This is a genomic window from Treponema parvum, from assembly GCF_017893965.1.
Taxonomy (GTDB): domain Bacteria; phylum Spirochaetota; class Spirochaetia; order Treponematales; family Treponemataceae; genus Treponema_D; species Treponema_D parvum.
Genome location: NZ_CP054142.1, coordinates 31395 through 45294 on the forward strand (window position 1 = coordinate 31395; position 13900 = coordinate 45294).

8 protein-coding genes and 1 tRNA gene are annotated in these 13900 nt (G+C 37.6%); 7 read left to right on the plus strand and 2 right to left on the minus strand.

Translation table 11 applies throughout. The annotated features are described in order from the left end of the window. The first annotated feature begins 67 nt into the window (after nucleotides 1-67). From HRQ91_RS00175 to HRQ91_RS00200, 6 genes are all read left to right on the plus strand, one after another. The gene (locus HRQ91_RS00175) at nucleotides 68-1678 is read left to right on the plus strand and encodes a mannitol dehydrogenase family protein (RefSeq protein WP_210119732.1); all 1611 of its coding nucleotides are present in this window, start codon (nucleotides 68-70) and stop codon (nucleotides 1676-1678) included. A 65-nt stretch (nucleotides 1679-1743) separates the two neighbouring features. Beyond that, a complete protein-coding gene (locus HRQ91_RS00180; protein WP_246473236.1) occupies nucleotides 1744-4155 on the plus strand; it encodes a putative glycoside hydrolase in 2412 nt (803 codons plus the stop codon). Nucleotides 4156-4204: 49 nt separating this feature from the next. Beyond that, nucleotides 4205-5656, plus strand: a complete 1452-nt coding sequence (mnmE, locus tag HRQ91_RS00185) for a tRNA uridine-5-carboxymethylaminomethyl(34) synthesis GTPase MnmE (protein ID WP_210119733.1) — start codon at nucleotides 4205-4207, stop codon at nucleotides 5654-5656. 157 nt (nucleotides 5657-5813) lie between these two features. Then, nucleotides 5814-5887 (plus strand) — tRNA-Ile (locus HRQ91_RS00190). A 188-nt stretch (nucleotides 5888-6075) separates the two neighbouring features. Further along, nucleotides 6076-9279 carry a pesticin C-terminus-like muramidase gene (locus HRQ91_RS00195; RefSeq protein WP_210119734.1) on the plus strand — a complete coding sequence of 1068 codons (3204 nt, stop codon included), beginning with the start codon at nucleotides 6076-6078 and terminating at the stop codon, nucleotides 9277-9279. 12 nt (nucleotides 9280-9291) lie between these two features. Beyond that, nucleotides 9292-9663, plus strand: coding sequence for a hypothetical protein (locus HRQ91_RS00200; protein WP_210119735.1), 372 nt, complete (start codon nucleotides 9292-9294; stop codon nucleotides 9661-9663). A 370-nt stretch (nucleotides 9664-10033) separates the two neighbouring features. Here the strand turns inward: HRQ91_RS00200 and HRQ91_RS00205 are convergent, their stop codons facing one another. Together HRQ91_RS00205 and HRQ91_RS00210 are read right to left on the minus strand one after the other, a co-directional pair. Further along, entirely contained in the window at nucleotides 10034-12256 is a 2223-nt protein-coding gene (locus HRQ91_RS00205; protein WP_210119736.1) for a S8 family peptidase, read from the minus strand. A 2-nt stretch (nucleotides 12257-12258) separates the two neighbouring features. Continuing rightward, nucleotides 12259-13296 carry an ATP-binding protein gene (locus HRQ91_RS00210; protein ID WP_210119737.1) on the minus strand — a complete coding sequence of 346 codons (1038 nt, stop codon included), beginning with the start codon at nucleotides 13294-13296 and terminating at the stop codon, nucleotides 12259-12261. Between the two features lie 311 nt (nucleotides 13297-13607). Here HRQ91_RS00210 and HRQ91_RS00215 point away from each other — a divergent pair, with 311 nt between their 5' ends. After that, nucleotides 13608-13829 (plus strand): DUF2188 domain-containing protein, encoded by a 222-nt coding sequence (locus tag HRQ91_RS00215; RefSeq protein WP_210119738.1) that lies wholly within the window; start codon nucleotides 13608-13610, stop codon nucleotides 13827-13829. The last annotated feature ends 71 nt before the right edge of the window (nucleotides 13830-13900 follow it).

Below are 13900 nucleotides of genomic sequence, written 5' to 3' on the forward strand. Positions count from 1 at the left end.
CGAAATCCGGTTTAAAAAAACGGTTGTCTCAGACAAGTATCGAATAAGTAATGGGAAATAAGGAAAAATGGAACTTACGTTAAAAGGAATTAAAAATAATGGCGAATGGCAGAAAGCTGAAATCGAACTTCCAGCATATGATGTTAGAAAGATTATAGAAAAAACTATAGAAGCGCCTAGATGGGTTCATTTTGGTATTGGGAATATTTTTCGGATCTTCATAGGAGGGATAGCAGATTCTCTCCTTGAACAAGGAGAACTCGACAGGGGGCTCACATGTGTAGAATCCTTTGATTATGATATTGTAGATAAAATTTGTATACCGTTTGATAATCTTGCATTGAGTGTGATCCTTAATGGAGACGGGACACAGGACAAAAGAGTTTTGGGTTCTTTTGCAGAAGTTGTAAAGGCCAAAAGCGATGACAAAAAGGCTTGGAATCGTCTCAAGGAAATTTTTTCTTCAAAAGATCTTCAGATTATTTCATTCACAATCACTGAAAAGGGTTATCAGCTTAGAAAGACAAATGGAGACCTTTTTAAGATATCAGAAGATGATATTGCTAACGGTCCGGAAAAGGTCATAGGTACCATGGCAATAGTGACAGCAATGCTTTTTGAGAGATTTTTGAAAAATGCAGCACCAATAGCGCTTGTATCAATGGATAATTGTTCCCAGAATGGTATAAAGCTTAGAGAGCCGATTATTGAGATAGCTTACGAATGGTTTAAAAGGGGATTTGTTACAGAAGAATTTGTAGCATATGTAAAGGATGATAAAAAAGTTTCTTTCCCTTGGACAATGATAGATAAAATCACACCAAGGCCCAGCAAAAAAGTCGCGGATACTCTCGAAGCATTAGGGGTAAAAAACATGCAACCTGTCATCACTTTAAAAAAGACTTATATTGCACCTTTTGTTAATGCGGAAAATCCTCAGTATCTTGTTGTTGAAGACAACTTTCCCAACGGTAGACCTAGATTTGAAACAGCAGGGATTTACATGGTAGACAGAGATACTGTGAACAAGTCGGAGAGAATGAAAGTTTCTGCGTGTTTAAATCCCATTCATACGGCTCTTGGTCCTTACGGATGTATGCTTGGATATGACCTTTTTTCTGATGAAATACGAGATCCGGATATGCATAAACTTGCTGAGATTATAGGATATAAAGAGGGTATGGATGTAACACCTGATCCGGTCGTTCTTTCTCCTAAAGACTTTCTTGATGAATGCATGAATAACAGATTCCCAAATCCGTATCTTGGAGACACATGCCTCAGGCTTTGCACAGATGTATCTCAAGGACTTGGAGTTCGTTTTGGTGTAACGATCAATTCATATGTGAAAAAATATGGCGATGCAAAAAAACTGATAGGAATTCCTATAGCAATTGCCGGGTGGCTCAGGTATCTTCTTGGTGTTGATGATAAGGGAGATAGTTATGAACTTGCTCCGGATCCTATGGCTGAGGAATGTATAAAGCGTATTTCCTCTATCAAAGTCGGTCGGCCGGAAACGATGAAAGATCAGCTTAAGTGGATTCTTTCCAACAAAAATCTTTTCTTAGCCAATCTATATGAAACAGGAATAGGAGAAAAGATAGAAGAAATTTTTAAGGAAGAAATTTCTGGTCTAGGGGCTGTTAGAGCGACAGTTAGAAAATATTTAACTTAAACTTGAAGCAAAATTTCCGGTTATAGGGGCTATAAAAACAGTCGATTTTTGCCGATAAAATAGACATGGAAATTTTAAAATTCGCCGCACCATTTGCGCTTTTATTTTGTCTTTCTTCAGCGACGGCTCAGACACAGGCAAGACCGCTTTATCAGCTCTCCCCGATGCCTTTAAAAGAAGAAACAACCGATACGGCAACTCAAAATATAATAGCCGGAAACGACGCCGGTTTATTCAGAATAACCGATAACAATACGGCGCTTCCGTTGTGGACGGAAGGGCGAGTAAAACAAATTCTAAGAACCGAAACGGTCGGCAAAACGGGAAATACGGAAGAACATTGGTATTTTATTACGTCCAAAGGGATTCTTTACTCTCAGAATTTGAACGAGTTTGAATTTAGGAATACCGGCCTTCCCTCCCTTGTTATACACGAATACGATGAACAAAAAGACAGTTATACGCAGCAAATAGAAGATCTAAAAGACATATGTGCCAATCCTCTTAATCCCATGCAGCTTGTAACTGCAACAAAGGACAACGTATATATCAGCTTTGACGGCGCATTGAATTGGAAATCGCTTGGATCGATGAGTAAGACTACGGCAGGAATAAAAGCGGTTGCAATAGCCGATATGCCGCATTTTGCGCCTGACGGAAATTTTTATGGCACGGATCTGGTAGTTTTTATGTCGCATCCGATATTCGGACTGTCTTATATCATGCTCAACGATCAAAAACCCGCTTGGACCGATGTGACATCCGGATTTAAAATAATGTCGTCGCTTACCGCTCCGGATGAAATTTCCGATATTTTACCGGTACTCAAGGCCGACGCCGAAGGCAGAAATTACGTTGATATTTATATTTCACAGACGTTCATACCTAATATCTACAGGTTTAATTGGGAAAAGAAAAAAGGAGAACTTCTGTACGGCGGCAATGAACCAAGCGATACGATAGAGTCCTTAGTCAACGTTGAAGACACTTTGTTATTCACAAGACCTTCAGATGTCGGAACCTTCGATCTTAAAGAACAAAAAGAAGGAGGAATACCGGGTAAATTTTCTTTGTGGAAAGAAAGATTCGATTCTTTGTCACTTCCCGTACAAACGGCATGGATTCCTAAAGCGGCTGCGGGTTTTGAAAAGGGTTTTGTTCTTAATGAATTGTGGATGCTCTATCCTGAAAAGATAGGTTCAAAGTACGCAAACGTTATTAAAGACAATAAGCGAAGCTTATATATACCGCCGTATCAAGTGCGTAAGCAATTAGGTTCGGAAGGCATAGATAAATTTCTTTCGATCGTGGAAGAAAACGGTTTAAACAGCGTCGTAATAGATATGAAAGACGATTACGGTCTTTTGCGTTACAGCACAAAAGACCCGCTTGTAGCGCAAAAAGCGACGGAAAGCCAATATTCCGTAGATATAGATCAGTTTATTTCCAAATTTAAAGAAAAAGACATATACCTTATCGCCCGCATAGTCGTATTTAAAGACAAGAATTTAGCCAGATACGGCGGCGGGAAATACGCCGTATGGGACGCCGTAACCGGCAGGGCTTGGGTCGGAATAAAAGGATATGAAGACATTAAAAATGAAGAAGGAACAATTACCGGAAAAGAAACCGTTTACTATGATGAAAATTGGGTTGATCCGTATTCGGCTGAGGTTTGGGAATATAACGTGGGAATTGCGAAAGAGCTGATTGCGCGAGGATTTAATGAAATTCAGTTTGATTATATAAGATTCCCTACGGACGGATATAATTTAAAAAATGCACGTTTCCGCTGGCATTCTCAAGGCATGACAAAGGAATCGGCACTTATGTCTTTTTTAGCCTACGCCAGAAAGCAAATAGAAGCGCCTTTGGGAATAGATATTTACGGGGCGAACGGCTGGTATCGCAGCGGCGCACGGACGGGTCAAGATGTTGAAATGCTTTCAAATTACGTAGATGTGATTTGTCCTATGTTTTATCCGAGCCATTTTGAACAGGATTTTTTGCTTTATGAACCGGTGGCGGAGCGGCCTTATCGCATATATTTTTACGGCGCATATAGAAATTCTATCATCGGGAGAAACAGAATCATCGTGCGCCCGTGGGTTCAGGCATTTTATTTAAATGTAAGATACGACAGGCAGTTTTACAGCAAGGAATATGTAAGACAGCAGCTGTTCGGTATCCGCGATTCCGTAAACAAGGGATATATGTATTGGAATAACGTAGGTAACTACAGCATGATTCAGCCGGATATAGGCGAAGAGCCGTATTCCGGAAAGACAAAAGAAGCCGGCAGGGAATACAGAAAACCCGCTTTCGGTATTTCTGAAAATGCTAAAAATAAAAGCGATTCGGAAGGTCAAAGGACATTGCCGTCCATATCCGTTATCGACAGTGTGCGTAAATATGAGACAATTGAAAAAAACAGGTTTTTGAATATATTCAAACTGCCGTCGACGTCGATATTTTAATAAGCGGTAATTGAAGTTATTATAAAAATCATATAATTTTTAATATATCATGGAAACTATCACTTACACGCCCGAAGAATCGATTGCGGCGGTTGCCACAGGGCTTATTCCTTCGGCGCTCGGCGTTATACGGACTACGGGCAAAGACAGCATAGAAATGATTTCTCGCCTCTTTTCAAGGCCCAAGGCTTTGTTGTCGGCCGGCGGGAATTCGATCGTTTACGGTTGGATTATCGATCCTTTAAAAAAGGAAAGCGGCGAAGACGGGCGCGTAGATGAAGTTTTGATAAGCGTATTTAAATCTCCTAAAAGTTTTACCGGCGAAAACATGGCCGAAATAAGCTGTCACGGCGGAATCGCCGTTGTGACGGAAATTTACAACCTGCTTTTAAAAAACGGTTTTAGAAAAGCCTTGAGGGGAGAATTTACTTTTCGGGCGTATATTAATGGTAAAACGGATCTGACAAGGGCAGAAGCTATCAGGGAAATAATAGAAAGCAAAACGGATAAGTCCTCCGGAAGGGCGGCAGGCAGACTGGCAGGTTCCGTATACGATCAGATAAAAGACATTCAGCAGTTGATAGTTAAAACAATAGCCGCAATCGAAGTGGGCATTGAATATCCTGAAGACGAACAAACCATAGCGGATGCGTTTGACAGTACGGATCTGTTGTCCGCAGCTGAAAAACTTAAAAGTCTTTCGGATTCTTGGAAGAGTGAAAAACTGTATCAGGACGGCGCCAGAGTAGTTTTGTGCGGCAAGACCAATGTAGGAAAGTCGAGTTTGTTCAACTCTCTTTTAAAAGAGGACAGGTCTATAGTTTCGGATATAGAAGGAACGACAAGAGATTGGATTGAAAGCTGGGTGAATTTTGACGGGGTTCCCGCCCGCTTGTTTGATACGGCGGGCTTACGCAAGACCGAAGACCTTATAGAACAAAGCGGAGTCGAGCGGACAAAAGATTTGTCAAAAGATGCGGATATAGTTTTATATTTGGCCGACGCTTCGGACAGTTCTAAAGAAAAAGCGAAAATAATCACGGAAGAATTAGAGGCGCTGCTGCCCGATAATAAAATTCCCGTATTGCTTGTTTGGAACAAATGCGACAGCCTTGCTACCGGTTTTGAAGAAGCGGGTCTGCCGTATTTAAGAGAGAACAGCATAAAAAAAATTCCGACGTTAAAAGGACAACTTCATATAAGCGCTAAAACGGGAAAAGGCATCGCCGCTCTTTCTGAGGCGGTAAAAAACGTCCTTACAGGTTCTTTGGAAACGGACAGGGAAAAAGCCGGGCTCGGCTCTTCACGGCAGGAAAAAAATGTAAAAGAAGCGTATGAATGCGTTGCCCATGCTTTAAAAAGCGTAAATGAAAATTATTCGCTCGATGCCGCCGTTCAGGATTTGGAAGACAGCCTCGAAGCGCTTGCGGAAGTTACGGGCGAAGTTACGCCGGACGATATTTTGGAAACAATCTTTTCAAATTTTTGCGTCGGAAAATAATTGGCAGCTTTTATTATGCCTCGGCGTCGCTCGACAATTATCAAAGCCGCCCATAGTAGTCGCTCGTTGCTTACATGACTACTTTATCGCTTGTTGTTAATACACGAAACAAAGATTCTTGACCCGCATATGGGAAATATGATAGAGTTAACCATTCGGGCCATTAGCTCAGTTGGTTAGAGCAGAGGACTCATAATCCTTTGGTCCCTGGTTCAAGTCCAGGATGGCCCATATTTTAGCGCTTCAGGATAAGTGCTAAATCTTTATAATATAAGCATTTACAAAATTATCTGACCTTCAGGTTTTTGGAAATGTTAAGCAAATGTTAAGTGCTTAACAAAGAACTTGGAGGTTTTTATGGATTTAAATTATCACATTTTTAAGAAATCAATACAATCAAAGGATAAGATCGTTCATAAATGGAAGTATGGAGTTCCTACGACAAAGGAGTGATCCCTTGTGTGCGCTATAATTATTACACGCCGTCTGAGGGCTTTGGGTACACAGTAACTGAAAACAAGGTAACGACAGACCCCGAAAACGGCGAAGTGATAAAAACCTTTATCCAGACTGACGGACTTGGAAGAGAGCTTATAAAAGCAAAGACAGGATGTAAATTCGATTTACACACAAAGACAAATGAAGTCGGGTGGAATGTAAGCGGAGCTCTGGCATATGATGAGAAAGGCAGGACAATAGCTGAAGGGCAGATGCATTTTATTTCAGGGGAAGGCATAGAAGCAATAAACCTTAACGGAAAGTCAAATCAAGATGTCTCTATGCTATATAAGATGATAAGGCCTACAAAAAAGACATACGATGACCTTGACCGCATAGTAAAGACTATCCTTCCGGGGGTTAATAAAGAAGGAGACGAGAGGATCCAAAGAACTAAGTACGGCATAACGGAGGAAGGGCTATCATACATAGAGACGACAGATCTTTTAGGGAACATAGGAGTGCAGTATGCAGACGTTAGAGGGAATATCATAAAAGTAGAGCGATATGCAAAAGATAACGCAAAAAAGCTCACCTTTGCTACATATGAATATGATTCTCTCGGCCAAATGACAAGAGCTTATGACGCTAAAGGCAATGCGATAACAGTTACTTACGATATGCTCGGAAGAAAGACTGAAATCTCTACAAAGGACGGAGGAGCAAAAAGGTACACCTATGACGATATAAATCTCTTATATGAAGATGATGAAGTTATGAGAGATTCGGGTAAACGGATAAACTACACCTATGACGGCTTTAACCGTGTCATAAAGATAGCGTACCCTGAAGGGGGAGATGTAGAATATGAATACGGGAAGCCCGGAGCGCCGTACAATAGAGCAGGTAAAGTCACTTCGGTACAAGATGAAGCGGGCGTTACAAACTTTGAGTACGGAAAACTCGGGGAAGTTATAAAAGAAAAGCGAACGCTTAAAAGGCACATACCGTCACATGAGAGTGAAAAGACATCCGTAATGGAATATGTAAGCGACTATCTAGGACGCATGCAGAGCATTACATATCCTGACAGGGAAAAAGTTACTTACGGCTATGATGAAGGAGGACAGGTCAGAAGTATAAAAGGCATACACGACTCTCAAGAGTACACTTACATAGAGAACATAGGATATGACGAATATAGCCAGAGAGTGTATATCAAATACGGAAACGGAGTTGAAACAAACTACACGTATGATGACGATATGAGATGGCTAAAGCACATAAATACCGAAAACAAATTCGGGATGCAATATCAAAACATAGACTACACCTTTGACGATGTAGGTAATGTGTTAGGCTATGATAATAACTGTATGAACGGAGCTCGCTACAGCACTTCTCAAAGCTACACATATGATTCTCTTTATCAGTTAGTTGAAGCAATCGGTACTACGGAAGACAACCCCTACGGTATTATAGGATCGCCCGACTATATAAGCTCTTACAGTCAAAACTTCTCCTTTGATGAAATCGGGAACATGATAAATAAGAAGAGCACTGAAATAATCACTCCTGCAATGCAGAAGAAAAATGGAGACGATTTAAACTATGAGTTTACATATGAGTATGATACGGACTATGCACACCGCTTAAAGAGAGTAGGAAGTGAGAAGAAGGGCTTTAGGTATTATACATATGATAAAAACGGGAATGTTACATCCGAAAACGACGGAACATCTCCTAATGAAGATACGGCAGAACTCACACCTGTAACTATAACAACTCATACTAATGACGAAGGCTCACCCGTCTATGAAGCCGACTATGCATGGGCATGGCCTTGGAGCACAGGAAGCAATAGCAGCAACAAACCTGCACCTCTTAACAAGAGAACCTATGAATGGAACAGCCGGAACCTCTTAATGAGGAGCGTGAACTCTGTCTATGATACGCGCTATGCATACGGTGCGGACGGCAATAGAGCTGCCAAATGGACTCTTTCTAACTCAAGTGAGACATTATACTTTAACATGATGTGGACATGGCACACGGATACGGGACTTCCTGAAGGGCAGTATTCAAAGCACATATACCTAGGTGAGACAAGAATCGTAACCAAGCAGACAAGTAAGCTTGATATAAGCTATGGGCAAAGCGATGAATATCATCATAGGTACTACTATCATCCTGACCACCTAGGCTCGGCACAGCTTGTGACAGACTATGAAGGAAACGAGTATCAGAGGATAGAATACACGCCATATGGAGAGCTTTGGGTAGAGAAGAAGTCAAAGACGGAAGAAGGCTTACGTTTCCTGCCTTATAAGTTCACAGCAAAAGAACAAGATGAAGAGACAGGACTCTATTACTACGGAGCACGCTACTTGGATGCGAAGTACTCCCGCTGGTTATCAACAGATCCGGCGGTCGGGGAGTACATACCTCAAGCACCTGTAAACGATGAGGCAAAGAAATACAACCAAAGCCTGCCGGGACAAGGTGGCATCTTCAACATCGTGAACTTGCAGCTGTATCACTATGCAGGCAATAATCCTGTGAAGTATATAGATCCGGATGGGAAGGAAGTAGATTATAAATTTGTTGCTGGACATGAAGGAAAGCAACAATTGAATGGTTATGTACCAAAAAATAATGATGGAAAAACTATTGGTCGAAGTGGAGTTACTATTGCAACAGGTTTTGATATTGGCCAGCATAATTCTTATGATTTAAATCGAATTTTCGGAAGCAATAATACAAATCAGGAATTAAAGGATTTATATACACCGTATTTAGATATACGAAAGCAAGATGCGATTGATAAATTGGAAGAAATACCACTTACAATAACTCAAAATCAGGCAGACAAAACTGATGCAGCCGTTTTCTCTCAAAAATTAATATCGATAAAAAGGGCATTTAATTCAGCAAGTAAAAGCAATAATGGAAATTTTGATAATTTACCTGATAATGCACAAACTGCTTTATTTTCTTTTGCATATCAGAATGGCAGTGGGTCAATACCACAAGATTTAATTGATAAATTAGCAACAGGAGATTATTCCGGTGCCGCAGATGTTTTAACACAATACGGGAAAGATAATGGATATACCAATCGACGTAATGCAGAGGCTAACTTATTGCGTCAAATTCAAAGTCAAAATGATAATACGGATAATTAAGGGAAAAAAATTATGAAAAAATTGTTAATAGTTTTCATTATGTGTTTTTCAGTGGCATTTGCAAAGGATTATTATGTTTCAGTGAATTATTCTCTACAATCTGATGATTTACAAATACTGGATTTCGTTCAGGTTACTATAAATTCAAAAACAGATAAAAGGGTAACCATCAACATTGTGAAAACATTATTACCGTTTACACATATGATTGAAAAAACAATTGTTGCTAACAAGAAAAATGATAAATATGAGTTTGCTTTTGTTGATGGCTTTGGAAACCAAGCGTTTGGGTATATTAAGTTTTTACAAATAGATTTAATTGAGTTTTTTATTGATTGTCAAAAATTTTTTGACGAAGGGAAGGATCTAGCGCGGCTTTATTGAGATAAATATTGGCTAATAGAAACCCCGAATTCTTTTGATGTGGAAATGCTCGGTGTTTTGTTAAATCAATGAGTTTTTGTTATTAAAAAACTTTACTATGTTAATAGACATTTTATGTTCAATTTTTTATAAAAACCAGTAGGATAAATATATACGTATGTTTAACGCTATAATCTTGTATAAAATTACCTGTAGTTGGATATAGTACCAGTCGCGCTCAATATCAGAGCCATATGTTCCCATCCCATGTTTTGAAATAGTTCGACCGGTGCATTCTCATAGGCTTCTTCGTTGTAATCCGACATTCGTGTACTTCTTTAATGATTCAATTAGGTATTTTTAACACGATATTTGAAAAAAACGGTGTGGTTTATTCAAATTCAATAGCCTGTTCAAATTTATTGAAAATTTCAATTTGATTTTCAACATTGATTCTATTAACAAGCCAACCTCGCAATGAACAAAGTCGAATAAAATCTTCTAACCTGTTTTGACCATTAATTTCTTTTAATGTAATAACAAGTCCAAAAGCCATACCTCGTCCTGAATTACCAACTAAGCGTTTCGTTGTTTTTAAGCTTATTCCCCAGCGTCCATCATCATACAACTTTCGTGCACGTGGATTATTTTTTAACTCTTCACCAATTAATTTAATATTATCCCATTTTCGGTAAAGCTGACGAGCTTTTTCTTCTTTTAAGAAATATCTTCCTTCGTCATTTTGAATATTGTTATCGATTGGTTTAATAGAATCATCTTTGATTCGACCAAAATGAAGGTCTAACTCTGTATCAGTATAATCGACTCCTTGATTCCTAGAACAGTTTGGAAAATAACACAAAGTAGCTTTAGCAATGAATGGTTGGGCGTCCTGATATACAGGTACTGGAATATTATAATTATATGTATCATACAATATGGAACTACCAGAAATAACAAATCGAATTTCATCATTCTGACTTTGAATAATGTTTTCAATTTGTATTGGAACAACACCATAACCTGCAATTGTCGTTGTTGATTTGAATTTTTTCCATCCTGCAGCAGAATCTATTAACAATGCTTTTGCAGCTTCTTTTGTAAAATTCATTTTATAGATAAGGTACGCCATTTTTCTAGTTATCCAAGGAGCAGCGAATGATGTACCGTAGGATTTCTTTTTTCCAAATGGAGCATATACTGTTAGTCCATCTTCATAAGTTCCACCGTAGTAGCATAAGTCGGGTTTATTGAAAAAAGAAAGAACCGGCCCTGTTCGAGAATATTCTGCAGGAATATCATTGAAGTCAACGGAATTAACAACAATAGAATTAATAGAATCCGCAGGTGCACCTATTTTCTTTGGATATTCTTTATTCTCAGGTTTATTTGTTCCTGAAACAATAAATACAATATCATTCTTAAACTGTAAATAATCAAGTTTAGCTGCTTCTGGAGAAATAAAGTTTCTATCAATTTCAAGTTCAGAACCTAATGAAAGATTCCATACTTTTATGTCTTTATTGTTTTCGACTATTTTCTCTATAGTTTCCATAATAAATGAAGAACTGTTAGAACCCTTTTTGGCAACTCCAAAATGTCTTACTCTAAATCTACCACAATTATCTTGTAGTCTAGGATTCAATGTTGGACCATCAACAATAATCGATGAAACCATAGTACCATGATCATAGTCCTCTGGTTCCAATTCAATATCAGAAGATTGCATATTTGTATAGTCTACCCATTTTGTAAAATAAACATGCTTATCAAAATGAGTATCGATAACACCAATAACAGGTTCGTTTGTTGGGTCAAGTATAGAAAAATCTGGATCTGCATCAATATCTTCTTCAATACTAACAGCAGGAATTTCGGTAAGATCTTCAACTTTCATAGCAATTAAATAAGGTGCTTCTCGTTTGAGAATTTCAAAAATTGCCGGGCTCATTATAAATGTATCAACATCTATTTTTTGATATTTTGTTTCTGAAATTCCAATTTGCCTAAGAATATCAATAGAATTTACATCTGTTTTATAAAGAGTAACGATAGAATTTATGTTAATAGATTCCTTTTCAAGATCTACATCAAAAAAATCAACATGAAAACAATCGACAATTAAAGAAACAAATTTTGTTTTAGAAAAGTTCGGAATTGGAGTTAAATTGCTGTTGATTTTCTCTATTATTGCAAAATCAACTTCTCCAGAGAACATTGCTTGAATAATAGAAATACACTTATCCAATTGTGTAATAGTTTCTCTTATAGTTTTCTTGTCTACACAATGGGTAATAATATGTTTCGGGTCATCTTCTGAATCATTAGAAAATTTTGCACCAACTATTGTTTCATTAGTATTCTGTGAATATTGCGATAATAAATCTTTAATACGATTGCTTTTTGCAACAACTTCTGTGTAATGGACAGAAACAAGTGCTTTTTGAAAAAGCGTTTTATTTTTCCAATATTCATCAATTTCTATAAGTTGATTCCTTAAGTTTATAATATGTGAAACTTTAATTTTCTTATTAGCAGGAAGATTTCTAGGACCTGGTCTATTAGGATTTTTCCTTTGTTCAAAATGACCGGTCAACTTTAATATATCATTCATAATTAAGCCTCTTGTAATATTCTAGAAACATGACTTTTTGAAATGCCAGAAAGAATTTCTATTTCTCTTACTGTATATCCTTTTTCCTGTAGTTCCTTTACATCTGGATTTGGATTATTTGTAATCGATGTATAAAGGCGTCTTAAATAATCAAATTCATCATTTGGTTTACTGAATGCAATAGAAGATTTTATAAGATTCTTAAGTTCTCCCGGATAGGGAATAAATTCCTGTTCATCAAGGATTTTATTAAAGAGTCTCAGATTTCGGCCTGCGTATTTAAACTTACTTAAAAAATGTCCCAATATTATTTCTGCAATGTCATGTAAATCTTCTCTTGAATAACGATTAAAATCTATGCAAGAATCAAATCTACGCAAGAGAGCTTTATCAAAAGAATCATAAAGATTAGTTGTAGCTATCATTACAATTTGTTCATTGAGATTATCCATTCCTTTTAAAACAGCTGAAGTGGCACGACCCATTTCTCGTAAATCGTTAGAATTAGTTCTATCCAAAGCAATAGCATCAATTTCGTCAAAAAGCACGATCATTCTTTCTGGATGAGCTACCGAGTTAAGTTGAGAAAATAAGTTTGAAATATTTTTAGCAGTTTGGCCTAATTTACTATCGATGAGATTATCAAAATCAACAACATATAATTCTCTTGAAAGAATACGCGCAACTTGTTTTACAGTTTCTGTTTTTCCAGTTCCTGGTGCACCATAAAAAAGATATTTATTGATTCCAGCGTTCTGTCCAATTGCATTTACAATACCTAAAATATCATTTTTAATGATTTCAGGCAGTGGAAGAGGTTCTTTAGAATACTCAATTTTATGTAAAAACGAATTGTTGTCTTCGTTTATTTGAGGAACGAATGTGTTAGCTTTAGAAAGAAGAGCCATAATATATTCTGCAAGTTCTCGATCTCCAGAAGCATTAAAATCATTGGCAATTTCATAAGCTTCATCTCTAAAAGATACATCATTGCCTTCTGAATAATATTTGATTAGATTGATAACATTCTTCTTTTTCATAAAGACACCCCACTCATTATAATAATATATAAGGGACAAAAAATCAATATACGGGACATTGGTCATAAAAATAATTTTACAAAAGGACAAAAAAGTTCTTGACTTTAAAAATATGGATTACTATATTTTAACTGTGTCCATCACACTGAGGAACGTTGTTCCAATAAAAAAGGACTAAAAACAGCTGCAACTGCTAATAGCCCTTTATAAACCTTTATATAACTCTGAATGAGCCACAAATAGTGAATACCTTACAATAAAATTTTGAAGAATTTGTGTCAAGGAGTCATTCGGGGTGGGAGGATAGCCTCTTGAAACAACACCATGTTGTCCATAATCCTAATGGCGGCTGGGATGTAAAAGCTGCTAATGCACAGCGCGCGAGTGCACATTCAACAACAAAAGCTGGAGCAATTTCTATTGCGCGTACAATCAGTCAAAATCAAGGTTCTGAACTCTTCATACATAATATGAATGGTCAGATTTCTAGTCGAGATTCTCATGGAAACGATCCGTTTCCTCCAAGAGGATAATCAATAATTTTTTTAAGTATAATACTTGTTCTCCTTGCTAGTATTATACTTTTTTCTATTTCATTATTGTG